The sequence below is a fragment of the Streptomyces sp. NPDC126497 genome, assembly GCF_040302425.1.
Classification (GTDB): domain Bacteria; phylum Actinomycetota; class Actinomycetes; order Streptomycetales; family Streptomycetaceae; genus Streptomyces.
Genome location: NZ_JBEORT010000018.1, coordinates 14,331 through 39,931, shown reverse-complemented (window position 1 = coordinate 39,931; position 25,601 = coordinate 14,331). Strand labels below are relative to the sequence as shown.

At 74.1% G+C, this 25,601-nt stretch carries 24 protein-coding genes and 1 pseudogene; 11 read left to right on the top strand and 14 right to left on the bottom strand.

Annotation, left to right across the window (positions count from 1 at the left end; all coding sequences use genetic code 11):
* Window positions 1-7: 7 nt before the first annotated feature.
* Window positions 8-2,023, bottom strand: a complete 2,016-nt coding sequence (locus ABTY20_RS11765; RefSeq protein WP_351996813.1) for an oxidoreductase — start codon at window positions 2,021-2,023, stop codon at window positions 8-10.
* 102 nt (window positions 2,024-2,125) lie between these two features.
* The gene (locus ABTY20_RS11760; protein ID WP_351996812.1) at window positions 2,126-2,497 is read right to left on the bottom strand and encodes a hypothetical protein; all 372 of its coding nucleotides are present in this window, start codon (window positions 2,495-2,497) and stop codon (window positions 2,126-2,128) included.
* A 238-nt stretch (window positions 2,498-2,735) separates the two neighbouring features.
* Between ABTY20_RS11760 and ABTY20_RS11755 the strand changes: the two genes are divergently transcribed.
* Window positions 2,736-4,802: a SpoIIE family protein phosphatase gene (locus tag ABTY20_RS11755; protein WP_351996811.1), complete on the top strand. Its 2,067-nt coding sequence runs from the start codon at window positions 2,736-2,738 to the stop codon at window positions 4,800-4,802.
* A gap of 6 nt (window positions 4,803-4,808) precedes the next feature.
* Here ABTY20_RS11755 and ABTY20_RS11750 read toward each other — a convergent pair whose 3' ends face one another.
* Complete coding sequence (locus ABTY20_RS11750) at window positions 4,809-5,621, bottom strand: putative protein N(5)-glutamine methyltransferase (protein ID WP_351996810.1); 813 nt, start codon at window positions 5,619-5,621, stop codon at window positions 4,809-4,811.
* Between the two features lie 772 nt (window positions 5,622-6,393).
* Here ABTY20_RS11750 and ABTY20_RS11745 point away from each other — a divergent pair.
* Window positions 6,394-6,999, top strand: coding sequence for a sulfite oxidase-like oxidoreductase (locus ABTY20_RS11745; RefSeq protein ID WP_351996809.1), 606 nt, complete (start codon window positions 6,394-6,396; stop codon window positions 6,997-6,999).
* Between the two features lie 70 nt (window positions 7,000-7,069).
* On the top strand, window positions 7,070-7,789 hold the full coding sequence (locus ABTY20_RS11740) for a ferredoxin reductase (RefSeq protein WP_351996844.1): 720 nt from the start codon (window positions 7,070-7,072) through the stop codon (window positions 7,787-7,789).
* Window positions 7,790-7,900: 111 nt separating this feature from the next.
* Here the strand turns inward: ABTY20_RS11740 and ABTY20_RS11735 are convergent.
* Window positions 7,901-8,491 (bottom strand): annotated as a pseudogene (locus ABTY20_RS11735) (rhodanese-like domain-containing protein); the annotation flags it as partial.
* Window positions 8,492-8,592: 101 nt separating this feature from the next.
* Between ABTY20_RS11735 and ABTY20_RS11730 the strand changes: the two are divergent.
* Window positions 8,593-9,561, top strand: coding sequence for an acetylxylan esterase (locus ABTY20_RS11730; protein WP_351996808.1), 969 nt, complete (start codon window positions 8,593-8,595; stop codon window positions 9,559-9,561).
* A gap of 121 nt (window positions 9,562-9,682) precedes the next feature.
* A complete protein-coding gene (locus ABTY20_RS11725) occupies window positions 9,683-10,426 on the top strand; it encodes a GntR family transcriptional regulator (RefSeq protein ID WP_351996807.1) in 744 nt (247 codons plus the stop codon).
* Here the strand turns inward: ABTY20_RS11725 and ABTY20_RS11720 are convergent.
* The gene (locus ABTY20_RS11720; RefSeq protein ID WP_351996806.1) at window positions 10,404-11,174 is read right to left on the bottom strand and encodes a class I SAM-dependent methyltransferase; all 771 of its coding nucleotides are present in this window, start codon (window positions 11,172-11,174) and stop codon (window positions 10,404-10,406) included. The two genes, ABTY20_RS11725 and ABTY20_RS11720, sit on opposite strands and share 23 nt — an antisense overlap.
* A 304-nt stretch (window positions 11,175-11,478) precedes the next feature.
* Between ABTY20_RS11720 and ABTY20_RS11715 the strand changes: the two genes are divergently transcribed.
* Complete coding sequence (locus ABTY20_RS11715; protein ID WP_351996805.1) at window positions 11,479-12,636, top strand: D-alanyl-D-alanine carboxypeptidase family protein; 1,158 nt, start codon at window positions 11,479-11,481, stop codon at window positions 12,634-12,636.
* Between the two features lie 54 nt (window positions 12,637-12,690).
* On the opposite strand, the gene ABTY20_RS11710 is transcribed toward ABTY20_RS11715, so the two are convergent.
* The 8 genes from ABTY20_RS11710 to ABTY20_RS11675 form a co-directional block, all read right to left on the bottom strand.
* Complete coding sequence (locus ABTY20_RS11710; RefSeq protein WP_351996804.1) at window positions 12,691-13,707, bottom strand: asparaginase; 1,017 nt, start codon at window positions 13,705-13,707, stop codon at window positions 12,691-12,693.
* Window positions 13,707-14,435 carry a FadR/GntR family transcriptional regulator gene (locus ABTY20_RS11705; protein ID WP_351996803.1) on the bottom strand — a complete coding sequence of 243 codons (729 nt, stop codon included), beginning with the start codon at window positions 14,433-14,435 and terminating at the stop codon, window positions 13,707-13,709. Before ABTY20_RS11705 ends, ABTY20_RS11710 begins: the two co-directional genes overlap by 1 nt.
* 243 nt (window positions 14,436-14,678) lie before the next feature.
* Window positions 14,679-15,053 (bottom strand): fluoride efflux transporter CrcB, encoded by a 375-nt coding sequence (gene crcB / locus ABTY20_RS11700; protein ID WP_351996802.1) that lies wholly within the window; start codon window positions 15,051-15,053, stop codon window positions 14,679-14,681.
* Window positions 15,050-15,430: a DUF190 domain-containing protein gene (locus ABTY20_RS11695; RefSeq protein ID WP_351996801.1), complete on the bottom strand. Its 381-nt coding sequence runs from the start codon at window positions 15,428-15,430 to the stop codon at window positions 15,050-15,052. The genes crcB (ABTY20_RS11700) and ABTY20_RS11695 overlap by 4 nt, the downstream gene beginning before the upstream one ends.
* Window positions 15,427-15,870, bottom strand: coding sequence for a fluoride efflux transporter CrcB (crcB, locus tag ABTY20_RS11690; protein WP_351996800.1), 444 nt, complete (start codon window positions 15,868-15,870; stop codon window positions 15,427-15,429). The genes ABTY20_RS11695 and crcB (ABTY20_RS11690) overlap by 4 nt, the downstream gene beginning before the upstream one ends.
* Window positions 15,871-15,940: 70 nt before the next feature.
* Window positions 15,941-16,198: a helix-turn-helix domain-containing protein gene (locus ABTY20_RS11685; RefSeq protein ID WP_351996799.1), complete on the bottom strand. Its 258-nt coding sequence runs from the start codon at window positions 16,196-16,198 to the stop codon at window positions 15,941-15,943.
* Between the two features lie 165 nt (window positions 16,199-16,363).
* Window positions 16,364-17,923, bottom strand: coding sequence for a glycoside hydrolase family 53 protein (locus tag ABTY20_RS11680; RefSeq protein WP_351996798.1), 1,560 nt, complete (start codon window positions 17,921-17,923; stop codon window positions 16,364-16,366).
* 114 nt (window positions 17,924-18,037) lie between these two features.
* Window positions 18,038-20,059, bottom strand: a complete 2,022-nt coding sequence (locus tag ABTY20_RS11675; protein ID WP_351996797.1) for a beta-galactosidase — start codon at window positions 20,057-20,059, stop codon at window positions 18,038-18,040.
* A 184-nt stretch (window positions 20,060-20,243) separates the two neighbouring features.
* Between ABTY20_RS11675 and ABTY20_RS11670 the strand changes: the two genes are divergently transcribed.
* The 5 genes from ABTY20_RS11670 to ABTY20_RS11650 all read left to right on the top strand — a co-directional run bounded on the left by ABTY20_RS11670 (window position 20,244) and on the right by ABTY20_RS11650 (window position 25,055).
* Entirely contained in the window at window positions 20,244-21,563 is a 1,320-nt protein-coding gene (locus ABTY20_RS11670) for an ABC transporter substrate-binding protein (RefSeq protein WP_351996796.1), read from the top strand.
* Window positions 21,560-22,486 carry a carbohydrate ABC transporter permease gene (locus ABTY20_RS11665; RefSeq protein WP_351996795.1) on the top strand — a complete coding sequence of 309 codons (927 nt, stop codon included), beginning with the start codon at window positions 21,560-21,562 and terminating at the stop codon, window positions 22,484-22,486. The genes ABTY20_RS11670 and ABTY20_RS11665 overlap by 4 nt, the downstream gene beginning before the upstream one ends.
* Complete coding sequence (locus ABTY20_RS11660) at window positions 22,483-23,376, top strand: carbohydrate ABC transporter permease (protein WP_351996794.1); 894 nt, start codon at window positions 22,483-22,485, stop codon at window positions 23,374-23,376. The genes ABTY20_RS11665 and ABTY20_RS11660 overlap by 4 nt, the downstream gene beginning before the upstream one ends.
* Window positions 23,373-24,404, top strand: a complete 1,032-nt coding sequence (locus ABTY20_RS11655; protein WP_351996793.1) for a LacI family DNA-binding transcriptional regulator — start codon at window positions 23,373-23,375, stop codon at window positions 24,402-24,404. Before ABTY20_RS11660 ends, ABTY20_RS11655 begins: the two co-directional genes overlap by 4 nt.
* Window positions 24,405-24,665: 261 nt before the next feature.
* Entirely contained in the window at window positions 24,666-25,055 is a 390-nt protein-coding gene (locus tag ABTY20_RS11650) for a MarR family winged helix-turn-helix transcriptional regulator (RefSeq protein ID WP_351996792.1), read from the top strand.
* A gap of 18 nt (window positions 25,056-25,073) precedes the next feature.
* Here the strand turns inward: ABTY20_RS11650 and ABTY20_RS11645 are convergent, their stop codons facing one another.
* A complete protein-coding gene (locus tag ABTY20_RS11645; protein WP_351996791.1) occupies window positions 25,074-25,475 on the bottom strand; it encodes an SseB family protein in 402 nt (133 codons plus the stop codon).
* Window positions 25,476-25,601: the final 126 nt, after the last annotated feature.

The window sequence follows — 25,601 nt, the reverse complement described above, 5'->3', positions numbered from 1 at the left end:
GCCCGGCCTACAGCGCAGCAGCCAGCTCGGTGCCCTGCTTGATGGCGCGCTTGGCGTCCAGCTCGGCGGCCACGTCGGCGCCGCCGATCAGGTGGACGGGCCGTCCGGCGGCGACCAGCTCCTCGTACAGGTCGCGGCGCGGCTCCTGCCCGGTGCACAGGACGACGGTGTCGACCTCCAGGACGGTGCTCTCGCCGTCGACGGTGACGTGCAGTCCGGCGTCGTCGATCCGGTCGTAGCGCACGCCCGGGACCATGGTGACGCCGCGGTGCCTGAGTTCGGTGCGGTGGATCCAGCCGGTGGTCCTGCCGAGGCCGGCGCCGACCTTGGAGGTCTTGCGCTGCAGCAGGTGGACGGTGCGCGGCGGGGCGGGGCGCTCGGGTGCGGCGAGGCCGCCGGGGGCGCGGTAGTCGAGGTCGACGCCCCACTGCCGGAAGTACGTCTCGGGGTCCTCGTGCGCCTTGTCGCCGCCGTCGGTGAGGAACTCGGCGACGTCGAAGCCGATGCCGCCCGCGCCGAGGATCGCGACCCGGTCGCCGACGGGGGCGCCGTCGCGCAGCACGTCGAGGTAGCCGAGGACGCTTGAGTGGTCGACGCCGGGGATGTCGGGGACGCGCGGGACGACGCCGGTGGCGACGACGACCTCGTCGTGGCCGGCCACGTCGCCGGCGGTGACGCGGGTGTCCAGGCGTACGTCGACGGCCAGTTCGGCGAGCCGGGTGCGGAAGTAGCGCAGGGTCTCGTCGAACTCCTGCTTGCCGGGGACCCTGCGGGCCACGTTGAGCTGGCCGCCGATCTCGCTCGCGGCGTCGAACAGGGTGACGTGGTGGCCGCGTTCGGCGGCGCTCACCGCGCAGGCGAGGCCGGCCGGGCCGGCGCCGACGACGGCGACGCGCTTGCGGCGGCGGGTCGGGGACAGCACGAGTTCGGTCTCGTGGCAGGCGCGCGGGTTGACCAGGCAGGAGGTGATCTGCCCGCTGAAGGTGTGGTCGAGGCAGGCCTGGTTGCAGCCGATGCAGGTGTTGATCGCCTCCGGGCGGCCGTCGGCTGCCTTGGCGACGAAGTCGGGGTCGGCGAGCATCGGGCGGGCCATCGACACCATGTCCGCGCAGCCCTCGGCGAGCAGCCGCTCGGCGAGGTCGGGGGTGTTGATGCGGTTGGTGGTGACCAGCGGCACCGACACCTCACCCATCAGCCGCTTGGTCACCCAGGTGTACGCGCCACGGGGCACGGAGGTGGCGATGGTGGGGATGCGGGCCTCGTGCCAGCCGATGCCGGTGTTGATGATCGTCGCTCCGGCCGCCTCGACGGCCCTGGCGAGGGTGATCACCTCGTCCAGGGTGGAGCCGCCGGGCACCAGGTCGAGCATGGAGAGCCGGTAGACGACGATGAAGTCCTCGCCGACCGCCTCGCGCACCCGGCGGACGATCTCGACGGGGAAGCGCGTGCGGTTCTCGTAGGAGCCGCCCCAGCGGTCGGTGCGGTGGTTGGTCCCCGCGGCGGTGAACTCGTTGATCAGGTAGCCCTCGGAACCCATGATCTCGACGCCGTCGTAGCCGGCCTGCCGGGCGAGGCGGGCGGCGCGGGCGTAGTCGTCGACGGTGCGCTCGACCTCGGCGTCGGTCAGCTCGCGGGGCGGGAAGGGGCTGATCGGCGCCTGGAGGGGGCTGGGGGCGACCAGGTCCCGGTGGTAGGCGTACCGGCCGAAGTGCAGGATCTGCATCGCGATGCGCCCGCCCTCGCGGTGCACCGCCTCGGTGACGACCTTGTGCCGGTCGGCCTCCGCCTCGGTGGTGAGCTTCGCGCCGCCCTCGTAGGGCCGCCCCTCGTCGTTGGGGGCGATGCCGCCGGTGACGATGAGCCCCACTCCCCCGCGGGCGCGGGCGGCGTAGAACTCGGCCATGCGGGAGAAACCGCCCTCGGCCTCCTCCAGGCCGACGTGCATGGAACCCATGAGGACCCGGTTGGGCAGGGTGGTGAAGCCCAGGTCGAGGGGGGTCAGCAGGTGGGGGTAACGGCTCATCGGGCCCTCCGTGCGCGGTGTCGTGCCTGTAGTTGTAAGGCACGCGCACCGCCTTATGCAACTAGTTGCATAAGAGACGGAGGGCACATCGGTCCGGGAGCGTCACCGGCTTTCGAGGCGTACGTGCAGCTCCTTCTCCTGGTCGCCGGGGACCGTGCTCAGGTCGTGCACCGTGAACAGCGAGTCCAGGGTCGTGCGGAACCGGTCGATCGCCCAGTAGCCGCCGTGTGCGTCGGCGTCGACCGACGAGGCCAGCCGGACCCCGGGCCGGGCGCCCTCGTGCGCGTCGGCGACGTCGAAGGTGCCGAGCCAGACCGTCGGACGGCTCTCGGAGAGCTCCACCGGCACGTCGTCGGAGCACCGGTCGGACGCGAAGCACGCGCACAGCGTGTCGAACACGATCCGGGCGTCGTCCTTGCTGCATCCGCTGATCTCGACCGAGACGGACTCCGGGTGCGGTCGCTCACTGCCCATCGTGATCGCTCCTCTCGTGGCCCACGCGCCCCCCGCCCCTCACCCAGCAAAGCACCACCCGGCGAAGAGCACTACCCGCGCCGCCGCGGCGACGGCTTCGCGGGGCGCCCGGCGCGTTGGTGGGAGAAGCTGGAACCGGACGGCGGGAGCGGCGGAGGATCGGCCCCGCGCGCGGTAGAACAAGGGGTGTCGGCACGGTGCGGACGTGCCGTGGGAATCGGTGAAGGCGGGGCGTGCGATGAGTGCAGCGGGGTCACCCCCGGCCGACGACGGGCCGGCGCGCCCCAGCGGGCTGCTCGACGTGCTGCGGGTGGCCTCGGTGGTGCTGGACGCCGAGGGGCGGATCGTGCTGTGGAGCCCCCAGGCCGAGGAGCTGTTCGGGTACGGCGCGCGGGAGGCGCTGGGCCAGTACGCCGCCCGGATCATGGTGCACGAGCAGCACCTGGACCTCGTGGTGAAGCTGTTCGCCGACGTCATGCGCACCGGACGGAGCTGGGCCGGGGCCTTCCCCATCCGACGCAAGGACGGCGGCACCCGGTTGGTGGAGTTCCGCAACATGCGGCTGCTGGACGACCGGGGGGACGTCTACGCCCTCGGTCTCGCGGTGGACCAGTCGACGGCGCGCCGGCTGGAGCAGGAGGTGGCCCTGTCCACCCGGATCGTCACCCAGTCCCCCCTGGGCCTGGCCGTGCTGGACACCGACCTGCGCTACGTCTCGGTGAATCCGGCGCTGGAGCGGATCAACGGCGTCCCGGTCGAGGAGCACCTGGGCCGCAGGATCCGGGACGTGCTGCCGCTGGCGGACGCCGAGGCGCTCGAGGCCGCCGCGCGCGGGGTCCTCGGCACCGGCCGGCCGGTCGTCGACCGGCCCACGACCGGCCGTACCCCGGCCGATCCGGACGAGGACCACGTCTGGTCGGTCTCGCTGTACCGCCTGGAGAACGCGCTCGGCACGGTGCTGGGCGTGGCCGTGTCGGTGGTGGACGTCACCGAGCAGCACCGGGCGAACGTCGAGGCCGAGACCGCGCGGCGGCGGCTCGTGCTGATCGCCGACGCCACCGCCCGCATCGGCACCACCCTGGACCTGGAGCGTACGGCCGGTGAGCTCGCCGACGTGGCCGTGCCGGAGCTGGCCGACGCGGCGGCGGTGGATCTGCTGGACGCGGTGGTACGGGGCCGTCGCAGCACCCTCGGCCCCACCGAGTCCGCGGAGATCCGGGCGCTGGCGGTGCGCGGGGTGGACGCGGCCGAGGTGCTGGCGGCGGCCGATCCGCCGGGCCGGGTGACCCGCTACGCGCCGGACCGGCTGATCACCGAGTGCGTGCGCACCGGACTGCCGGTGATGGTGCCGCGGACGAAGGACGAGGACCTGGCGCGGATCGCCCGCTCCCCGGAGGCGGCGGCGCTGCTGGCGCGGGCGGGTGTCCACTCGTACCTGGCCGTGCCGCTGATCGCGCGCGGCGAGGTGCTGGGCGCCCTCGACCTCATGCGCATGCGCAATCCCGCGCCGTTCGGCGAGGACGATCTGCTGCTCGCGCGGGAGCTGGCCTCCCGCGCGGCCGTGCAGATCGACAACGCCCGCTGGTACCAGAACGCCCGGGACACCGCCCTCACCCTGCAGCGCAGCCTGCTGCCGAGCCATCCGCCCGTCACGGGCGGCCTCGAGGTCGCCTCCCGCTACCAGCCGGCGGGCGCCACCAGCGAGGTGGGCGGTGACTGGTTCGACGTGATCCCGCTGGAGGACGGCAGGACGGCCCTCGTCGTCGGCGACGTGATGGGCAGCGGCATCTCCGCGGCGGCCACCATGGGCCGGCTGCGCACCGCGACCCACACCCTCGCCTCCCTCGGCCTCGATCCGGCCGTCCTCCTGGAGCACCTGGACCGGATCACCGCCGGCCTGGACCAGGCGATCGCCACCTGCGTCTACGCCGTCCACGATCCCCGTGAGCGGCGGTGCGTCGTCGCCAACGCCGGGCACCTGCCGCCGGCCCGGGTGCGGGCCGGCCACGCCGCCGAGCTGCTCGACCTGCCCACCGGGGTGCCGCTGGGGGTGGGCGGGGTCGCCTTCTCCACGACCGCCGTCACGCTGGAACCGGGCGACCTGCTGGTGCTCTACACCGACGGTCTCGTCGAGACGCGCCGGGATCCGCTGGACGAGCGCCTGGACCGGCTGCTGGCCCTGCTGGACCACCCCGGCCACTCCCTGGAGGAGGTCTGCGACCTCCTCCTGCGCACCCTGCACGAACCCGACAACGTCGACGACGTGGCCCTGCTCATCGCCCGCGCGACGACGCCGGCCCCCTGAGCGGTCCTACGGCCTCACGCCGATCACCACATGGGCGTACCGCTCGTCGGAGGCGGCCAGACGGGTCCGCAGACCGGCGCCGGTGAGGACGCCCACGGCGGCGGGGGCCTGCCGGCTGCTGGTCTCCACCAGGAGACAGCCGCCCGGCGCGAGCCACCCGGGTGCCCCGGCGGCGACCCTGCGCAGCACGTCGAGGCCGTCCGCGCCGCCGTCGAGCGCGACCAGCGGCTCGTGGTCGCGGGCCTCCGGGGGCAGCAGACCGATCTCGTCACTGGGCACGTACGGCACGTTGGCCGCGAGGATGTCGACGCGGCCCCGCAGCTCGCCGGGGAGTGCCGCGAACAGGTCGCCGGTGTGGACCCGTCCGCCGAGTGCGGCGACGTTGCGGCGGGCGCAGCGCACGGCGGCCGGGTCGATGTCGGCGGCGTGCAGTTCGACCGTGCCGAGCGCGGCGGCCAGGGCCGCGCCGACGGCGCCGGAGCCGCAGCACAGGTCCACGACGACGGACGCGCCGGGCGCCTGGGCGAGCGCCTGCTCGACGAGGAACTCGGTGCGGCGGCGGGGCACGAAGACGCCGGGTTCCACGGTGATGCGGCGGCCGTGGAACTCGGCCCAGCCGACGACGAGTTCGAGGGGAAGTCCGGCCGCGCGGCGCTCGGCCATCGAGACGACGTCCTGGGGGGTGGGCGCGGCGGCGATGATCAACTCGGCCTCGTCCTCGGCGAAGACGCAGCCGGCGGCGCGGAGCGCGGCCACGACGGCGGCCCGGGAGGAGGCCGGCGGGACGGCGCGGGGAGAGGGGGACGGGTGGGACGGCATGTGCGACAAGAGCGTGGACCTTTCGAGAACCGAAGGGCGCTCCCGCGGCCACCTACTCCCGGTGGTCCGCGTCGCTTCGAGGCAAGAGCACCCGGCCTGACACAGCGGTAATGGGTCTCACCTCCTCGGCGTCCCCGGCTGGGGCGGTCCGCAGCCGGACGGCAACCCTACCCGACGATCACCGCCGCTGTACGGCGCTCCCGGGACCGGTGTCGCAAAGGAAGGTGCGCACGGATGGACGCAGCCGAGGCGGTGGAGACCGTCCGGCGCGCGATGACGGTCCCGCCCGCCGTGCCCGCGCGTCGGCCGGGCGCGCACCCCGAACTGTCGCCGGTGTCGTACACGCTGCCCGGGCGTCCGGAGACGAGCGGCGGCCGCCGGGCGACCGGCCCGGCCGCCCGCCGCGCGCCGGACGAGTCGACGGTGAGCCGCCGGGTGACGGCACCGGAGCGGTCCGGCCCCGTCGAGCGGCGCCCGGCCCCGGAGGACCACCGGGTGCAGGTGGTGCGGCTGACGGCCGGCCGGCGCCTCCCGGCCCGGGTGACCGGGAGCCGCCGCGCGGCCTTCGGGGAGCGGCCCGCGGACCGACCGGAGGAGGACCTGCGCCGGTCCGCCGGATGTGCCGGAGCGCCACAACGCCCGGTCCGGCCCCCGGCGGGGCCGTCCGCCCGGCCGTGTCCCCGGCGGGGCCCGTACCGCGCCGGGCGCGAGCACCCCGTACCGTTGAACACGGAAACACTTGAGCACCAGTCGCAACGGAATCGCCGATCACGTGAACATCACCCGAGGCTTCACCGGCCGCCCCCGCGTGCACAATCCCGGACTGCCGCCGGGCCAGTACGACGCGGGTGACGAGTGGCCCGTCCTGTCCGCCGAGGTCACGCCCGACCTCGCGCCCGCCGACTGGACCTTCCGGATCGACGGGCTGGTCGCGGAGCCCCGCACCTGGGACTGGGAGCAGGCGCACGCGCTGCCGCCCTCGGCGTACGAGGGCGCCATCCACTGCGTGACGAGCTGGTCGAAGTTCGGGGTGCGGTTCGGGGGCGTCTCCCTGGACGCTTTTCTCGACGTGGTCCGGCCCCATGGGTCGGCCACACATGTGGTCGCCTATGCGCACACCGGCTACACCACCAGCCTGCCGCTCGCGGACGTGACCGGCGGCCGGGCCTGGATCGCCTGGGAGTACGACGGGCGGCCGCTGCCCCCCGAGCACGGCGGACCGGCGCGGCTGGTCGTGCCGCACCTGTACTTCTGGAAGAGCGCCAAGTGGATCGCGGGGCTGCGGCTCCTCGACCACGACGAGCCGGGCTTCTGGGAGGGCAACGGCTACCATGCGCGCGGCAACCCCTGGGAGGAGCAGAGGTACTCCGGTGACTGAGCCGACGACGCCGGTGAGGCGGACGCCGCGGGACGCGCCGGAGCGCTTCGTCCCGCCGACGCGGTTCGCGGTGCCCGGGCGGATCGGTGTGAGCGAGCAGACCGCGTCCGTGTGGCGGACGGCGACCCTGACCGGGGTCCGCCGCGAGACCGCTCGGGCGGCGACCTTCCGGTTCGCCGTCCCCGGCTGGCCGGGGCACCTGCCCGGGCAGCATCTGCTGCTGCGGCTGACCGCCGAGGACGGCTATGTGGCCCAGCGCCACTACTCGATCGCGTCGGCGCCGGACGACGACGGGCACATCGAGCTGACCCTGGACCGCGTCGAGGGCGGCGAGGTCTCGGGCTGGTTCCACACGGTGGCCCGCCCCGGTGACCGCGTCGAGGTGCGCGGCCCGCTCAGCGGGTTCTTCGCCTGGCCGGGCGACCGGCCCGCGCTGCTGGTGGGCGCCGGCTCCGGCGTGGTCCCGCTGATGTCGATGGTGCGGCACCACCGGGCCCGGGCCATGGGACTGCCGCTGCGGCTGGTGGTGTCGGCCCGCAGCCCCGAGGAACTGATCTACGCACGGGAGTTCGGCGCGGAGACGACTCGGGTGTTCACACGGAGCGCCCCGGAAGGTGTGCCCGTGGGACGTATGACGGCCGCACATGTGGCGCCGCTCCTGGCCGAGCAGCCGCCCGGTGGGTGGGAGGCCTATGTGTGCGGCTCCAACTCCTTCGCGGAACACGCCTCCAGGCTGCTCGTGGCGGCGGGTCAGCCGGTGGAGCGGATCCGCATCGAGCGCTTCGGCTGACCGGTCCGCCGCGGAGGACCGGCCGCGCACGCCGCGACGGCGGTTCCGGCCCGCCCCGGCCGAAGGCCCGTCGTGGCGCCGCGGCCGGGCCCCTTCGTCACCCCGGGGCCAACCGGTCAGGGCGGCGAGGGTGGCGTCCGGATCGGTGGCCGCGGGCCGGTCGTGGGGGAGCCCGGCGGGGATCCCGGCCATGCCGCAGGTGTCGGTCGGGGCGGAGAGGACCGGGCCGCCGGCGGCACCCGCGGACAGCAGGCGCGCCGCGCTCCGGCGGCGTCCGGCCAGCAGTCCGGCCAGGACGAGGGTTCCGGCGGCGAGGCGGACCTGGCGGTCCACGGCCCAGGGGGCGCGGGCGCCGGCGGGGCGGTGGGTGTCGTGGCCCGGCCCGGCCCACGCGGTGGTGCCGCCGGTGAGGGCGGCGGCGGGAATGCCCTGCCCGGCCAGGCGCCGGCAGGCGGTGGCGGAGCGGGCGCCGGAGGCGCACACCACGAGGAGGTCGCCGCGGCCGGCGGCGGTCCTCAGGGCGGGCAGGGCCGCGTCCAGCCGGCCGAGGGGGACGCTGTGGGCCCCGGGGAGGTGGCCGGAGGGGGTAATACCGACGAGGGGGTGCGCGCTCGTCCGGCCCCCGCGCCCCGGCTCCGGCGAGGAGCCCGGCCGCGCCTTCCCGCACCGCCGCACCCACCCGCGACGGCAATCGCTTTCCATGCCCACCACCTGGGACTTTCCCCGGAACCTCTGGCGATTGCGCCAGTGATCCGCGTACGGTGTCACCGCTTCGCACTGTCTCTTCACGAAGGCGGTCCCTGATGGCCCTGTTCGACCTCCCCCTCGACGAACTGCGCGAGTACCGCAGCGCGTCCACCGCGCCCGAGGACTTCGACGCGTTCTGGTCCAAGACGCTCGAGGAGGCGCGCGCGTACGACCTGGACGCCCGTTTCGAGCCGGTCGACACGGGCCTGTCGACGGTGCGGGTCCTCGACGTGACGTTCGCCGGGTTCGGCGGTCACCCCGTCAAGGGCTGGCTGACCCTGCCCGCCGACGCCGGGGCCCCGCTGCCGCTGGTGGTGGAGTTCATCGGGTACGGCGGTGGCCGCGGACTGCCGCACGAGCACCTGCTGTGGGCGTCCACGGGCCGGGCCCACTTCGTGATGGACACCCGGGGCCAGGGCAGCGCCTGGGGCGCCGGCGGCGGCACGGCGGATCCGGTGGGCGGCGCTCCCGCCTACCCCGGTTTCATGACGCGCGGCATCGACGCCCCCGAGAACTACTACTACCGCCGGGTGTTCACCGACGCCGTACGGGCGGTGGAGGCTGCGCGGTCGCACCCGCTGACCGACGCGAGCCGCACGGTCGCCGTGGGCGCCAGCCAGGGCGGGGGCATCGCCATCGCGGTCGGCGGCCTGGTCCCGGACCTGGCCGGCATCGCGCCGGACGTGCCGTTCCTCTGCGACTTCCCGCGCGCGACCACGCTCACCGACCGGCAGCCGTACCGGGAGATCGGCTCCTACCTCAAGACGCACCGCGGCCGCTTCGAGGACGTGCTGCGCACGCTGTCCTACTTCGACGGCGTGCACTTCGCCGCCCGCGGCAGCGCGCCCGCGCTGTTCTCGGCGGCCCTGGAGGACCAGACCTGCCCGCCCTCGACGGTGTTCGGGGCCTTCAACGCCTGGGCGCACGACGACAAGGCGATCGAGGTGTACGACTTCAACGACCACGAGGGCGGGGGCCCGTTCCAGGAGGCGGCCAAGCTGCGCTGGATGCGCTCGTACACCTGAGGGACCGTACGGTTCCGGCCGAACTGCCGGACCGCCCTTCCCTGGTGGTGTAGACCAATGCTAGATGTGGTGGCGCAACGAGCCCGCGCGGCTACGGACCGTCATCAACAGGAGGCGCGGCATGGCCCGCACCACCCCGCACGACCACCCGCTCACCGAAGGACAGCCGATCTACCGGAGGATCGCGACGGAGCTGCTCGGCGAACTGCGCGACGGCACGGTTCCGCCGGGCGAACGCCTCCCCGGCGAGCGGCGGCTGGCCGAGCACTTCGAGGTCAGCAGGGAGACCGTACGGCAGGCGCTGGAGGTGCTGCGCCGTGACGGACTGGTCGCCACCGACCGGCGGGGCAGCCACGCCACACTGCCCGGCCCTCCGGTGGAGACGCCCGCGTCGGCCGGCTTCCCGCTCGGCGCGCGGTGCGCCGGCCGGGGCGCGGTGGCCAGGGCCACCGTGGCCTGGGAAACCCCGCCGCCCGGGCACGCCGAGGTCCTGGGAGCGGCCCCGGCCCGGCCGACGCTGGTGCACCGCTACTGGTCCGCGTCGGCCGACGGGCGGGAACTGCGGGCGGCGGTGACATCGTTTTCCGCGGTGGCGCTCGCGGAGGTCGAGGAGCTGGCCCGCTACCGCGACCGGGCCGACGGCACCGGTGCGGCGGAGCTGCGGCGGGCCTACGACTGGATGCGCCGGGCGGGCCTGACCCTGCATCACCGGGACACCATCACGCCGGTCGCGGGGACGTCGTCGGTCCGGGTCACCCGGCGGGTGCACGACCAGTACGCCCGCCCCCTGGAGATCACCGAACTCGTCATGGACGCCCAGGAGGACGCCCTGGTCTACGAGTTCACGGTGCCGGCCGCCCGCTGACCGGCTCCGGGGGCGGCGCGGCGGCCTCCTGCGCCCCGGCGACCACCAGCCGGACCTTCGGGCTGCCGTCCCGGCGCCGCCCGAACTCGGGCAGCGGCCACAGCTCCACCCGGAATCCGGCGCGGGTCAGTTCGCGCCGTACGTCGCCGAGGCGGAAGGTGCGGTAGTACATGACGAACGGCGGGCGCCGGACCGCGTTGCGCACCCGCATCACGGTGTCGAACCCCAGCAGCATCACGGAGGTGGGGGAGCCCGGCCGGGGCGGCGCGACCACGGGGAAGACGAAGCGTCCGCCCGGTCGCAGCACCGAGCGGACCTGCGCGAACAGCACCGGCACCTCACGGGGCAGGAAGTGCCCGAACGCGCCGAAGCTGACCACGAGGTCGAACACCGGCCCGAACGGCAGCGCCCGCGCGTCCGCCCGCACCCAGCGCACCGGCGGACCCGGCGGCCGCGCGCGCCGCCGCGCGACGGAGAGCATGCCGGCGCTGAAGTCGACCCCGGTGACGCTCCCCCGGCACACCCGGCTCAGCACCTCGACGCCCGCTCCGGTGCCGCAGCACAGGTCGAGGCCGGTGTCGAAGGGGCCCGTCCGCCGCAGTGCGGAGGCGGTGGCGTCGAGCACCGAGTCGGGCGTGCGGAAGGGGGTGTGGTCGAACTTCGGCGCGAGGAGGTCGTAGCCGTGCTCGACGGACGACAGCGCCTGAGCGAGGAGTTCACGCAGGCGGGGGCCTTCGGGGCTGAACATCGGATCAGCCCAGAGGAGACCCCGGCCCCAGGGCGGCTCCCCACACCCTCCACCGGGTGGCACAGCACGATCGGCATCCCCGCCGTGCACCCCGTCCGCCTCCCCCGCACCGCCGCGCCGCCACGGCCTGCGCAGGGGCGACCTCGTGGAGGGCGTGTGCGGCGACCGGGGCGGCCCGACCGAGGCCACCCGCCTCGAGGGCCGGGCGGCTGACGCGGCGCCGGCGTGCGGCATCCGGGTGCTCGCGGACGGCCCCCGGCCGGGGCAGCACGGTGATCCGGGGGGCCATTCCTACGTTTGCGGTATGACTATCGGATTTGCTTCGCGGGCTGCCGTGTCGACCTGGGTGCTCTGCACGGCGCATCTGCTGGCGACCGCGCCCGCCGTGGCGATCGGCGGCGTGGATCCCGGGCCCCGGGCGACGGCCGCGGCCCCGTCGCTGCTGTACCGGCCCGGCACGCATGTCCGTCCGCGTCCCGGGGCTCCCGGGCTCCCGGATCCGTCCGCCCGCTCGTGGCTGGTCGCCGACGTCCGCACCGGCGATGTGCTGGCGGCGCACGACGCGCACCGCAGGCTGCCGCCCGCCAGCACGCTCAAGACCTTGTTCGCCCTCACCGTGCTGCCGGCCCTGCCGGCCGGCATCCGGCACCGGGTCGACGCGAGGGAACTGGAGGGCGTCGGCCCGGGCAGCAGCCTCGTCGGGGTCGCCGAGAACCGTACGTACCGGGTGGCCGACCTGTGGAACGGCGTCTTCCTCAGCTCCGGCAACGACGCGGTGCACGTGCTGACCGCGCTGACCGGCGGCCTGCGGGCCACGACCGAGCGGATGCAGGCCGAAGCACGCGCGCTGGGCGCCCGCGACACGCGGGTGAAGTCGCCCGACGGCTACGACGCGCCCGGCCAGGTGTCGTCCGCGTTCGACCTGGCGGTGTTCGGCCGGGCCGGGCTGCGCAACCCCGAGTTCGCGCGGTACTGCGCCAGGAAGGAGGCGTTCTTCCCGGGCCGCGACGGCGGCTCCTACGGGATCGTGAACACCAACCGGCTGCTCACCGGCGCGGACGGCGTCGCACCCTACCGGGGCCTGATCGGGATCAAGAACGGCTACACCAGCGACGCCGGGAACACTCTCGTGGCGGCCGCGCGCCGGGGCGGCCGCACCCTCGTGGTGTCGGTCATGAACCCCCGCTCGGGCGACGGGCACGCGGTGTACGAGGAGGCGCGCTCGCTCCTGGACTGGGGGTTCGGGGCGGCCGGACGGGTCGACCCGGTGGGCTCGCTGGACGCCCTGCGCGACGAGCCGCTGCCGGGTCCGGAGGCGGAGTCCGCGGCGGTGCCGGTGACACGGCGGGACGGCGGCCCGGGGCGGCCGCCGTCCTGGACGATCGCGGGCGCCGCACTGCTGGGCGGCGCGGGGACGGCACTGCTCCTGCGTCTTCGGTGGGGCCCGGTGCCGGCGGACTGACCGGTGGTGCGGGGCCGGAGCCGCGGACCCGGCGGTGCGCCGCTCCGTGGACGATCAGAGGCACGCCGGTGCGAGCACCGGATCGAGCGCCGGCACCGGCCGCACCTCGCCGACCGGCCGCCCGCCCCCCAGCAGCGGCTCCCCCGCGAATTCCCCGAGCAGCGAGGGGTCCACTCCGGCGCGCGCGAGCGCCGCCGCGGCCACCGGGACGCGCGCCCGGGACGCGCCGTCGGCGATCTTCACCGCGACGGCACGGCCGTCGGGCAGCGCGGCGACCTGGACGCCCTCGAAGCCGTCCTTGGCGAGCAGCCCGGGCACGGCCCGCATCAGCGCGGCCACGTCCCGGCCGGATCCGGAGGCCATCTCGGCGTGGCCGCGCATCGCGTCGGCGACGCGCGCCTCGGGGGTGCCGGGCACGGCGGTGGTGATCCGCGCGGCGGCGCGGGCCAGCCCGTGCAGGGAGACGGCGAACAGGGGCGCCCCGCAGCCGTCGGCGGTGACCGTGGCGACGCGCTGCCCGGTGAGGTCCTCGACGATCTCGGCGATCGCCTGCTGGAGGGGGTGGGCGGGGTCGAGGTAGTCGTCGAGGGACCAGCCGTTCAGCCTGGCCGTGTACAGCATGGCGGCGTGCTTGCCGGAGCAGTTCTGGGCGAGCCGGGACGGCGGGCGGTCCTCGCGCACCCAGGCGTCCCGGACGGCCGGGTCCAACGGCAGGTCGGGGACGTTGCGGAGGTCGTCCTCCGTCAGTCCGGCGAGTTCCAGGACGCGCCGGACGCCGGCGAGGTGGCGCTCCTCGCCTGAGTGGCTGGCCGCGGCGAGCGACAGCAGCTCGCCCTCGAGCGGGAGTCCCGCGCGGACCATCGCCACCGCCTGGACGGGCTTGAGCGCGGAGCGCGGATAGCAGGCGGCCTCGATGTCGCCGAGCCGCAGGCCGACCTCGCCGTCGGGGCCGAGGACGACGACGGAGCCGTGGTGGACGCCTTCGACGACCCCGCCGCGTATCAGGTGGGCGACGGGGACGTGGAGGGGCTCGCGGATCAGGGGTGCGTCCGCGGGGAGACTGCTGTGCATCACACTGCCCGGGGGGAGTCGTGGGTCGACGTGCGCGCGGGGCGCACGATGGCGGTGAGGGTCGTCTCGACGCGCTCGAGGTGGTGGGTCATGGCGTCGACCGCCCCCTGTTCGGAGCCCTCGGCGATCGCCTCGACGATCGCCCGGTGCTCCCGGTCGGACTGCTCGCGGCGTCCGCCGAGTTCGTTGAGGAAGGCGGACTGGCGGGCCAGCGCGTCCCGGATCTCCTCGATGACCCGACGGAACACCGGGTTCCGGGCCGCCTCGGCCACGGCGAGGTGGAAGAGGGTGTCCATCGCGGCCCACACCGCGGTGTCGGTCTCCCGCTCCATCCGGTCCAGCAGACGGGTCAGCCGGTCCAGGTCCTCCGGGGTGCGGCGCACGGCGGCGTATCCGGCGACCGGGATCTCGACGTGCCGGCGCACCTCGAGGAGGTCGCCGGCCGCGTAGTCCCCGAAGGTGGGGTCCTCGACGGCGTCGGCGACGACGAAGGTGCCCCTGCCGGCCCTGGAGACGGTCAGCCCCATGGTCTGCAGGGCCCGCAGCGCCTCGCGGAGCACGGGCCGGGAGACCTCGAGGGTGCGGCACAGCTCGGCCTCGGAGGGCAGCTTGTCGCCGATCGCGTACGCGCCGCGCTCGATGGCGCCGCGGAGGTGGGCGAGCACCGCTTCCATCGCGCTGACGCGCCGCGGGCCCACACCACCTGTCTGGCTGTCTGACAGGTTCACGGGCCCGATGGTGCGGGGGCGGCCCGGGCGCTGTCAAGCGGGGAACCGCTGCGCGGGGGGCGCCAGGGTCCGTCCGGCGGATCGAGGCGGAGGAGACCGACGGCGCCCCCCAGCCCGGGTGGGCGGGGCCCGGTGCGTCCGGCCGCGAGGCGGAGGAGGGCGACGGGGCGTCGGCAGCCGACGACAACACCGCGGACGGGCGTGCCGGGCCCGGCGTCTCCGGCACGATCCGCCGGACAGGCCCTACCCCCACACGGCGCGGGCGAGGGCCGCGCCCGCGAAGGCCGCGCCCAGGCCGGCCGCCACGCTCGCCACGACGTTCACCGCGGCGTGGCCGCGGGCACCGGTCCCGGCCAGCCGGAGGGTCTCGTAGGAGAAGGTGGAGTAGGTGGTCAGGGCGCCGCACAGGCCCGTTCCGAGCAGGAGCTGGAGGCGGGGGTCCGCCGCTCCCGCGGCCGCCGCACCGGTGAGCAGGCCGAGGAGCAGGCTGCCGGTGACGTTGACCGTGAAGGTCCCCCAGGGGAACACCGAGTCGTGCCGGGACTGCACCGCGCGGTCGGTGAGGTAGCGCAGCGGGGCGCCGATCATGCCGCCCAGCATCACGTACAGCCAGTTCACCGCGGCGCCCCGCCCCTCCGGTCCGTGGCGCCGGTGCCCCCGCCGCGGCCCGCGTACCGGACCGCCTCGCAGCGGTCGAGGAGGACCAGGCCGTCGGTGACGAGGGTGTCGAGTTCCGGCAGGAAGGCCCGCACGCGCTCCTCGGTGTCGACCACGACCACCGCCACCGGGAGGTCCTCGCTCAGGGACAGCAGCCGGGAGGTGTGGACGACGGAGGAGGCGCCGAAGCCCTCCACGCCGCGGAAGACGCTCGCCCCCGCCAGTCCGGCGGCACGGGCCCGGTGGACGATCTCCGAGGAGAGGGGCCGGTGGTGCCACGTGTCGTTCTCGCCGACGTACACGGTCAGACGGAGGACGGTGCCGGTCAGCCGTGTCACGGCCGCCTCCCGGTCAGGACGCGGCGGGTCGCCGCGGCGGCCGCCCACACGGCGGCGAGGGCCGCGAGCGGGGTCGCCGCGAGGTACCCGAGCCCGGTGGCCGCCTCGCCGCCGTCGAGCAGGTTCCGGACGTCGACGGCGTACGTCGAGAAGGTGGTGAAGCCGCCGAGGACGCCGGTGCCGAAGAACGGGCGGACGAGGGGGTGGGCGGTGCGGACCTCGGTGGTGATCACCATGAACACGCCGATGACGGCGCAGCCGGCGACGTTGACCCAGAGGATCGTCCAGGGGAACCCGTGCGCCGGTGCCGGCCACCACAGGGACGCCGCGTACCGGGCCACCGCCCCCGCTCCCCCGCCGAGCGCGACCGCGGCGACGACGGGCGTCCGGGCCCGGAGGGCGGCGCGGACCCGCGGGCCCCCGGTCTCCGGGACTGTCACCGTCGTACGTCTCCTCCTCGCTCGGGACCAGCGTAACGCCCCCGGGCGGGGCGGGTCGCGGCCCCAAGGACTACCAGCCCTTCTCGAACAGCTGCGTCACCTCGGCGATCCGCACCTCGTCGCGCCGGTAGCGCACACCCCCGGCGGAGCGGCCGGTGCGCAGCAGGCCGAGGGCCGTGAGCAGCCGCAGGTGGGCGAGGACCGCCGGGCGGGGCAGACCGAGCCGGGCGGCGACGGTCTCCCCGGGCAGGCCGTCGGCCGCCGCGTCCTGTTCCCTCAGCAGCGTCAGGATGCGCAGTCGCGTCCCGTCGACGGGGGTCCTCAGCATCTCGTACACCTCCGCGCCGGGCCTCGTGCTCCGGAGCCCTTCCACTCTGCCGTGCGCGAGGGCTCCGTGTCCCGGGCCCCGGGTGCCTTGTCCGGGGCCCGACCGGCCTGTGCGCGAGGACCGTTCGGTCCCGTACCGCCGGCCGGCGGTACGGGGCCGGCGGGCTCACCGGTGGCGGAACCACTCCGTCGCGGGCAGCACGCGGTCGTCGTAGCCGAACAGCGCCTGGTTCTCCCAGCCGTTGCCGGAGGACGGGTCGGCGGGGTCCCAGCCGTTGCCGCTGCGGGCGGTCCAGGTGGCCTCCCAGTAGAAGACGCCGAGGCCCCGGCCGTTCGGGACGGCCTCCACGATGCTCGCCACGTCGTTCATCCAGCGGGTCTGGCCGGTGGTGGTCGCCGGGTAGCCGGGGACGAGTTCACCCTCGAGGTCGATGATGTTCTCGAGTCCGTCCTCGCTGTCGAGACGGAACGGGTAGGCCGTCTCGGCGACGAAGACGGGCTTGCCGTAGCGGCCGGCCGCGTCGTCCAGGGTCGTCTGGAAGTCGTGCAGCGTGCCGTGCCAGTAGCCGTAGTACGACAGGCCGATGGCGTCGAACTTCACTCCGTGGGAGACCGCGTTGTCGAACCACCAGCGGGTGCCGTCGAGGTCACCGCCCTCGGCGAGGTGCAGGGCGGCCACCGTGGCGGGGCTGACCGCCTTGACCGCGTCGTAGCCGGAGTTGAGCAGTCCGGCGAGCCGGGTCCAGTCGGCCGTGGAGCCCTCGTTCCAGAGCATGCCGCCGTTGATCTCGTTGCCCACCTGCACCATGTCGGCGGTGGTGCCCTGCTTCCTGAGGGCGTCGAGGACGTCGTACGTGTGGTCGTAGACGTCCTTCTTCAGCTGCTCGTAGCCGTGTCCGGCCCAGGCGGCGGGCTTGGTCTGCTTGCCCGGGTCGGCCCAGGCGTCCGAGTAGTGGAAGTCGACCAGCAGCTTCATGCCCCGCGCCTTGATCCGCTTGGCCAGGGCGAGGACGTGCGCCTTGTCGTTGTAGCCGTCGGCCGGGTTCACCCAGACCTTCAGGCGGGCGTAGTTCATGCCGGCCGACCTCAGGATCGCGACCGGGTCGCCGGCGGCGCCGGACGCGGTCCGGTAGACCCCGCCCCTGGCCTCGCTCTTGGGCAGGGAGGAGATGTCGGCGCCCTTGACCGGCAGGCCCGAGGTGCCGCGGGTGAAGGTCAGGTCGTCGACGTTGATCCAGTTGCCCGCGTTGGCGTCGCTGTGGACGCTGATCGTGCACTGGCCGTTCGTCACCCTGACCGGCACGACGATCCGTATCCATCCGGAGTCGGAGACCGGCAGGTCGGTGCGCTGCTCGGCGCCGCCGCAGTTCTTCAGGGCGAGGTACGCGGCGTTCTGGCCGCCGCCGGAGCGGACCCAGGCGGTGAGCCGGTAGTCGCCGCCCGCCAGACCGGACAGGTGCTGGTAGGTCTCCACCCGGTAGGCGGAGGACGACCAGTGGGACAGGCGGTGACCGCCGCCGCGGCCGCCGGCCTCCGTGTACGAGGCGGCCGTGTCGCCGTACTCGGACCAGCCGGCCGGGGTGGCGGCGCCCGAACCGCCGGTCTCGAAGCCTGCGTTGGTGAGGGTGCTCGCGGCCGTCGCGGTCTGGGCGGGCAGGGCGGTGAGGGCGAGCCCGGCCACGAGCGGCGGCAGCAGGGCGCGGAGGGTGCGTCTGGGATGGAACATGGGCGTTCGTCGTCCCTTCGACGTGGGGGGGGATGCCCCGCGCCCGGAAGGGCGCGGGTGAGGGCCCCTCCGCCCGCGGCCGGTGTGCTCACGCGGGCGGAGGGGAGTCGCGGCTCAGCCGTCGAGTCGGACGACCCGGACGGCTCCGGCCGGGACCGCGAGGCGGCCCGCGGCGCGTTCACCGGTCAGCAGCTCGGTGCCGGGGGTGTCCAGCGGCACCTTGGCGTCGGTGGCGGTGTGGTTGATCGCGAACAGGAAGGTGCCCGACTCGCCCGCGCGGCGCACCACTTCGACGTCGCGGGGCAGGTCGGCGCGCGGGGCGATGCGGGCGTCCTCGGCGGCCCGGCCGACCAGGGCGGCGAGGCCCTCGGCGCCGAGCCGGGTGGAGACGTACCAGGCGGTGCCCTCACCGAGACGGTGCCGGGTGACGGCCGGACGCCCCCCGGTCAGGCCGTCGGCGTAGGTCCACACCGTCTCGGCGCCCCGCGGCACCACGAACTCCGTCCACACGTCGGCGTCGAGTTCCGCGCCGTCGGGGCCGGTCAGGCGCACCCGCTCGCCCTGGAGGAGGGGGGAGAACTCCTCGACGGTCAGGCCGAGGACGTCGCGCAGGGCGCCCGGGTAGGGGCCCTCGTGCACGGCGTCGTACTCGTCGACGATGCCGGAGAAGTACGACACCACGAGGGTGCCGCCGTTCTCGACGTACTGCCTGAGGTTGTTCCCGGCCCGCTCCGTCATCAGGTACAGGGCCGGTACGACGACGAGGGGATACCTCGACAGGTCGGCTTCGGGGTGGGCGAAGTCGACGGTGAGGTGGTGGTCGTAGAGGGCCTCGTACCAGGCGTCGGCGCGCTCGCGGGCGTCGTGGTCCTCGCTGGGGCGCCAGTCGAGGTTCTGCGCCCACCAGGACTGCCAGTCCCACAGCACGGCGACGTCGGCCTCGGTGCGGGTGCCCCGGATCGACGCCAACGACTGGACGGACGCTCCGAGTTCGGTCACCTCGCGGAAGACGCGGGTCCCGGTGCCGCCGTGCGGCAGCATCGCGGAGTGGAACTTCTCGGCGCCGCGCCGGGACTGGCGCCACTGGAAGAACATCGCGCCCTCGGAGCCGCGGGCCACGTGGGCGAGGGAGTTGCGGGCCATCTGGCCGGGGGCCTTGGCGGGGTTGCGGGGCTGCCAGTTGACGCCCGAGGTGGAGTGCTCGAGCAGCAGCCAGGGGGCGCCGCCTGCGACGGAGCGGGTGAGGTCGGCGGCCATGGCGAGGTTGACGTGGGTGCGGCGGCCGTCGGTGATGAGGTAGTGGTCGTTGGTGACGAGGTCCACCTCGCGTCCCCAGGCCCAGTAGTCGACGGAGTCGCACTGGCTGAGGGCGGTCATGAAGTTGGTGGTGACCGGGACGCCGGGCGAGAGGCGGTGCAGGATGTCCCGTTCGGCGGTGAAGTTCTCGCGCATCGTGGCGTCGGCGAACCGCCGGTAGTCCAGCGCCTGGGCCGGGTTGCCGACCGTGGGGGTCGCGCGCGGCGGGTTGATCTCCTCGAACGAGGCGTAGCGCTGGCCCCAGAAGGCGGTTCCCCAGGCCTCGTTGACGGCCTCGACGGTGCCGTACACCGTCGCCAGCCAGCGGCGGAAGTGCGCGGCGCAGGAGTCGCAGTAGCAGGCGGAGACGGGGACGCCGTACTCGTTGTGGACGTGCCACATCGCGAGCGCGGGGTGGTCGCCGTAGCGCTCGGCGAGCCGGGTGGTGATGTTCGCGGCGGCGGCCCGGTAGTCGGCGTTGCTGTGGCAGACGGCGCCGCGGGAGCCGAACTCCAGGCGCACGCCGTCCGCGGTGACCGGCAGCGCGTCGGGGTGGGCGCGGTAGAACCAGGCGGGCGGCACCACGGTGGGCGTGCCGAGGTCGACGCGGACGCCGCCTTCGTGCAGCAGGTCCAGGTTGCGGTCGAGCCAGCCGAAGTCGTACACGCCGGGCGAGGGCTCCAGCAGGGCCCAGGAGAAGATACCGACGCTCACCATGGTGACGCCGGCCTCCCGCATCAGCCGGACGTCCTCGTCCCAGACGCTTTCCGGCCACTGCTCGGGGTTGTAGTCCCCGCCGAAGGCGAGCCCGGTGAGGCCCCTGGGGGTGGTCTCCGGCATGGATTCTCTCCCGATGTGTTCGATTCTTGGGAACGTGCACACACGTTTTCGGCGGTGCGGGACCAACATAACCGCAGAGCAACAACCATTGACAAGTGTCCGGGATGTTTCTCTACTGTGAACGCTCACAGAAGCATGGCAGGTTCTCGCAGCAGGCGAGGACCCCAGGTCAGGGGAGAGTTCCATGCCGTACACGAAGCGCCGTCGCCTCGTGAGTTCCGCCGTCGCCGTCGCGCTCGGCGCCACCGCACTCGCCGCCTGCGGCTCGTCGTCCGACGACGGCGGGGCGCAGTCGGGCCCGGTCTCACTGACGTACTGGACCTGGGCCCCCGGCATGGACAAGGTCGTGGACCTGTGGAACGAGGGGCCGGGCAAGAAGGAGCGGATCACCGTCACGGTGAAGAAGCAGGCGTCCGGCGACACGCTGGTCACCAAGATCCTCACCGCGCACAAGGCCGGCAAGGCGCCCGATCTGGTGCAGGCCGAGTACCAGGCGCTGCCCACCCTGGTCAGCAATGACGCGCTCGCCGACATAGCGGACGGCGTGGGCGACGCGAAGAGCAGCTTCGCCGAGGGCGTCTGGCAGCAGACCACGCTCGGCACGGACGCCGTCTACGCGGTCCCGCAGGACATCGGGCCGATGATGTTCTACTACCGCGAGGACCTGTTCGAGAAGTACGGGCTCTCCGTCCCGGCCACCTGGGAGGAGTTCGCCGAGACCGCGCGCAAGCTGAAGAAGGCGGCCCCCGACAAGGACCTCACCACCTTCTCCGCCAACGACTCCGGACTCTTCGCGGGCCTCGCCCAGCAGGCCGGCGCGAAGTGGTGGACCACCTCGGGCGACAAGTGGAAGGTCGGCATCAACGACGACGCCACCAGGAAGGTCGCCGAGTTCTGGGGCGGTCTGGTCGAGGAGGGCGCCGTCGACGACCAGCCGATGTACACCCCGGCCTGGAACAAGGCGCTCAACACCGGCAAGCAGATCGCGTGGGTGAGCGCGGTGTGGGCGCCGGGCACGCTGACCACGGCCGCGCCCGACACCAAGGGCAAGTGGGCGATGGCCCCGCTCCCCCAGTGGGACGAGGGCGAGAGCAGCACCGGCAGCTGGGGCGGCTCCTCCACCGGTGTCACCACCGACTCCGAGCACAAGGAGGCCGCCGCGAAGTTCGCCGCCTGGCTGAACACCGACGCCGACGCGCTGAACGCGCTGGCGAAGGAGAGCGGCATCTACCCGGCCTCCACCTCCGCCCAGCTCAGCGGCGCCTTCGCCGACCCGCCGGAGTACTTCTCCAACCAGCCCGACTTCTACGAGAAGGCCGCCGAGATCGCGAAGACCACCGCGCCGTCCGCCTGGGGACCGAACGTCAACGTCGCCTACACGACGTTCAAGGACGCCTTCGGCGCCGCCGCGAAGAACAAGTCGGACTTCACCGCCGCCCTGGACACCATGCAGCAGGACACGGTCGCCGACCTGAAGAAGCAGGGCTTCGGGGTCGCGGAGTGAAGTCCCCGGCCCGCCGGACGTCGTACGGGGTCAAGGGGGCCCCGTACGCGTTCCTGATCCCCGCGACCTTCCTGTTCCTCCTGTTCTTCGCGCTGCCCATCGGGTACGCCGTCTGGCTCAGCTTCCGCAAGGTGCGCGTCTCCGGCCTCGGGCTGGGGGCCGGCGCCCGCGAGGAGGTCTGGGCCGGTGCGGAGAACTACACCGGCGCCCTGTCCGACAGCGAGCTGCTCGACGGCGCGCTGCGCGTGCTCGGTTACGGCTGCATCGTGGTGCCGGTCATGCTGGGCCTCGCGCTGCTGTTCGCGCTGATGCTCGACTCCGAGAAGGTGCGGCTCGCCCCCTTCACCCGGCTCGCGATCTTCCTGCCGTACGCCGTCCCCGGCGTGGTGGCGGCCCTGCTGTGGGGCTTCCTCTACCTGCCGGACGTGAGCCCGTTCCACTTCGTGCTCGACCGGCTCGGTCTGCCGCAGCCGGACCTGCTGGACGGCGGGCCGCTGTACCTGGCGCTGTCGAACATCGCGGTCTGGGGCGGCACCGGCTTCAACATGATCGTCATCTACACCGCGCTGCGGGCCATCCCGGCCGAGGTGTACGAGGCGGCCAGGCTGGACGGCGCCACGCCGCTGCAGATCGCACTGCGGATCAAGATCCCGATGGTGGCCCCCTCGCTGGTGCTGACCTTCTTCTTCTCGATCATCGCGACGCTCCAGGTGTTCAGCGAACCGACCGTCCTCAAGCCGCTCACCAACTCCGTCTCCACCACCTGGAGCCCGCTGATGAAGGTGTACCAGGACGCCTTCGGCAACGGCGACATCCACGCGGCCGCCGCCCAGGCGACCCTCATCGCGCTCGCCACCCTGGTGCTGTCCTTCGGCTTCCTGCGGGCGACGAACCGACGCAACCAGCAGGAGGCCGCACGATGAGCTCCCTCGCCCTGCACAAGGCCGAGCCCGCGGCCGGCACCGCCCGGGGCCCGGCGCGCCCCCGCCGGATCGCGCTGGTCCCGACCGTGACGCTGCTGCTCGGCGCGCTGTACTGCCTGCTGCCGGTCGCCTGGGTGGTCATCGCGTCCACCAAGTCCGGCTCGGAACTGTTCTCCACCTTCACGTTCTGGCCGGGCACCGGCCTCGCCGACAACCTCTCCGACCTGAGCGCCTACCGCGACGGCGTCTACTGGCGGTGGATGGGCAACTCCGCCCTGTACGCCGGTCTGGGCGCGCTGCTGTCGACGTGCGTGTCGGCGCTCAGCGGCTACGCGCTGGCGGTCTACCGCTTCCGGGGCCGCGAGACGCTGTTCAACGTGCTGCTCGCGGGTGTGCTGATGCCTCCGGTGATCCTCGCCGTCCCCCAGTACCTGCTGCTGGCCGAGGCGGACCTCACCGACTCCCACCTGTCGGTGCTGCTGCCGCAGATCCTCTCCCCGTACGGCGTCTACCTCGCGCGGATCTACGCCGCGGCCGCGGTGCCGGCCGACGTGGTGGAGGCCGGGCGGATGGACGGCGCGGGCGAGTGGCGGATCTTCACCCGGGTCGCGCTGCCGATGATGGTGCCCGGCCTGGTGACGGTCTTCCTGTTCCAGTTCGTGGCGGTCTGGAACAACTTCCTGCTGCCGTACATCATGCTCAGCGACGACGAGAAGTTCCCGATCACCCTCGGTCTGCACACCCTGCTCGAACAGGGCGCCAACACCCCGGCGCTGTACACCCTGGTGATCACGGGCGCGTTCCTCGCGGTGTTCCCGCTGGTCGCGCTGTTCCTGGTCGTCCAGCGGTTCTGGAGCCTGGATCTGCTCTCCGGGGCCGTAAAGTCATGACCATGGGCAACACGGGGGGCAGGCGCAAGCCGCCGACGATCCACGACGTGGCGCGCGAGGCCGGTGTCTCGCGCGGCACCGTCTCACGGGTGCTCAACGGCGGCCACTACGTCAGTCCCGCCGCCGCGGACGCGGTCAACGCCGCGATCCGCAAGACGGGTTACGTCGTCAACCGGCACGCCCGCTCGCTGATCACCGGCCGCTCCGACTCGGTGGGCTTCCTGCTCACGGAGCCCCAGGAGCGGTTCTTCGAGGACCCCAACTTCAACGTCCTGCTGCGTGGTTGCACACAGGCGCTGGCCGCGCACGACGTGCCGCTGCTGCTGATGCTCGCGGGCACGGACGACGAACGGCGGCGCATCACGCGGTACATCACCGCCGGGCACGTCGACGGGGTGCTGCTGGTGTCCAGCCATTCCGGTGACCCGGTGGCGGAGGAGCTGCGGGCGGCGGGCGTGCCGCTGGTCGCGTGCGGGAAGCCGATCGGGCTGGGCTCGAAGGTGAGTTACGTGGCCGCCGACGACCGGGACGGCGCGCGGGACATGGTGCGGCACCTGCTGGCGCGGGGGCGGCGCCGGATCGGCGTGGTGACCGGCCCGCTGGACACCCCCGGCGGCGTGGAGCGACTGGCCGGATACCGGGAGGTGCTCGCGGAGGCGGGGATCGAGGCCGACGAGCGGCTGGTCGTCTCCGGCGACTACAGCCGGGCCAGCGGCGAGGCCGGCGCCGAGCGGCTGCTGGCGCGGGCCCCGGACGTGGACGCGGTGTTCGTCGCCTCCGACCTGATGGCCCAGGGCGTGCTCGCCGCGCTGCACCGGGCGGGGCGCCGGGTGCCCCAGGACGTCGCGGTCGGCGGTTTCGACGACTCCCCCGCGGCCGTCGCCGCCAGCCCCGGGCTCACCACGATCCGCCAGCCCTGGGACCGCATCAGCACGGAGATGGTGCGGGTGCTGCTGGCCCAGATCGGCGGCGAGGACCCGGCGGCGGTGATCCTGCCGACGGAGCTGGTGAGGCGGGACTCGACGTAGGCCCCGGCAGGGGCCGGACGGCCGGGCCGGAGAAGCCGTGCGCCGCTCCCCGGTCCCGCTCGACGGGGAGCCGGTCACGACCGACGGACTGGAGGGGCGGAGCCCGTGCAGGCCGCGCGGGACGTCGGCGGCGCGCCGGCCGCCTCCCTGCGGGCCGGGACGGCGGCCCCGTCGGCCCGTTCCCGGGCGTGCCCGCCCGGCCTGCCGCGGGGGACGCCCGTGCACGTTCATTGAATGTCGGACGAGTGCTACCGTTCGAGTATGGGAGCGGAGACGGCCGGCGCAGGACTCGAGGAACGGTGGCGTGACATCCTCGCGGTGCACGCCCGCACCCTCGGCGAGATCGACCGCGCGCTGCGTCCGTACGGTCTGGTCGCCTCCGACTTCGAGGTGCTCGACCTGCTCGTGACCGCGGCGTCCCGGGACCCCGAGCAGTGCCGGGTGCAGAACCTGGCGGGCCGGGTCCACCTCAGCCAGAGCGCGCTGTCCCGCCTCATCGCCCGCCTGGAGAAGGACGGCCTGGTGGAACGTTCCATGTGCCTGGAGGACCGGCGCGGGGTGTACGTGCGGATCACCCCGAAGGGGTGCGAACTGCACGCCGAGGCGCTGCCGGTGCAGCGCGCCGCCCTGGCCCGCGCGCTGGGCGAGTAGTCCGCGGGCCCGGCGGGCTCACGGACGGGCCAGCAGCGTGCGCACCCCCTCCGAGGTGAGCGTGAGGCGGTGCTCGGAGCTGCCGTCGATGGTGAGCGAGAGGTCCTCGGCCGGCCACTGCGCGGCGAGCGCGCCGAGCGGGACGAGCCGGTAGCGGGAGACGAACGGCAGCAGGCCGGCCATCTCCAGTTCGGACGTGAACACGGGCACCACCTGGGTGCCGCCCGGCTGCTCCAGCACCGGCAGGGCGACCGTGCCGGGGTCGGCGGCCTCCTCCCCCGCGTCGTCCGGTACCGGGATCAGCACGTCGCTGTTGGCGAGGGCGTCCAGCGCCCTCGTGTCCTCGGTGTTCTCCGACAGGACGCCCAGGGCCCGCTGCGCGGGAGTGGGGGCGTTGTTCTCGTGCGCGGGTGTCTCCATGGCAGATTCCCTGCTAGCGGCGGTGGTGCGGCCCGCCCGGGACGGGATCCGGCCCGGGCACAACGCTGCACGCGTACCCGTTCGCACGGCGCGCAACCCTGCGGATCCCGGCGTGCTCACGAGCCT

Excerpts from the sequence above, each read along its gene's own strand:
- ABTY20_RS11765 (WP_351996813.1), bottom strand. The coding sequence starts at position 2,023 with ATGAGCCGTTACCCCCACCTGCTGACCCCCCTCGACCTGGGCTTCACC.
- ABTY20_RS11760 (WP_351996812.1), bottom strand. The coding sequence starts at position 2,497 with ATGGGCAGTGAGCGACCGCACCCGGAGTCCGTCTCGGTCGAGATCAGC.
- ABTY20_RS11755 (WP_351996811.1), top strand. The coding sequence starts at position 2,736 with ATGAGTGCAGCGGGGTCACCCCCGGCCGACGACGGGCCGGCGCGCCCC.
- ABTY20_RS11750 (WP_351996810.1), bottom strand. The coding sequence starts at position 5,621 with ATGCCGTCCCACCCGTCCCCCTCTCCCCGCGCCGTCCCGCCGGCCTCC.
- ABTY20_RS11730 (WP_351996808.1), top strand. The coding sequence starts at position 8,593 with ATGGCCCTGTTCGACCTCCCCCTCGACGAACTGCGCGAGTACCGCAGC.
- ABTY20_RS11725 (WP_351996807.1), top strand. The coding sequence starts at position 9,683 with ATGGCCCGCACCACCCCGCACGACCACCCGCTCACCGAAGGACAGCCG.
- ABTY20_RS11720 (WP_351996806.1), bottom strand. The coding sequence starts at position 11,174 with ATGTTCAGCCCCGAAGGCCCCCGCCTGCGTGAACTCCTCGCTCAGGCG.
- ABTY20_RS11715 (WP_351996805.1), top strand. The coding sequence starts at position 11,479 with ATGACTATCGGATTTGCTTCGCGGGCTGCCGTGTCGACCTGGGTGCTC.
- ABTY20_RS11710 (WP_351996804.1), bottom strand. The coding sequence starts at position 13,707 with ATGCACAGCAGTCTCCCCGCGGACGCACCCCTGATCCGCGAGCCCCTC.
- ABTY20_RS11685 (WP_351996799.1), bottom strand. The coding sequence starts at position 16,198 with ATGCTGAGGACCCCCGTCGACGGGACGCGACTGCGCATCCTGACGCTG.
- ABTY20_RS11680 (WP_351996798.1), bottom strand. The coding sequence starts at position 17,923 with ATGTTCCATCCCAGACGCACCCTCCGCGCCCTGCTGCCGCCGCTCGTG.
- ABTY20_RS11675 (WP_351996797.1), bottom strand. The coding sequence starts at position 20,059 with ATGCCGGAGACCACCCCCAGGGGCCTCACCGGGCTCGCCTTCGGCGGG.
- ABTY20_RS11670 (WP_351996796.1), top strand. The coding sequence starts at position 20,244 with ATGCCGTACACGAAGCGCCGTCGCCTCGTGAGTTCCGCCGTCGCCGTC.
- ABTY20_RS11660 (WP_351996794.1), top strand. The coding sequence starts at position 22,483 with ATGAGCTCCCTCGCCCTGCACAAGGCCGAGCCCGCGGCCGGCACCGCC.
- ABTY20_RS11655 (WP_351996793.1), top strand. The coding sequence starts at position 23,373 with ATGACCATGGGCAACACGGGGGGCAGGCGCAAGCCGCCGACGATCCAC.
- ABTY20_RS11650 (WP_351996792.1), top strand. The coding sequence starts at position 24,666 with ATGGGAGCGGAGACGGCCGGCGCAGGACTCGAGGAACGGTGGCGTGAC.
- ABTY20_RS11645 (WP_351996791.1), bottom strand. The coding sequence starts at position 25,475 with ATGGAGACACCCGCGCACGAGAACAACGCCCCCACTCCCGCGCAGCGG.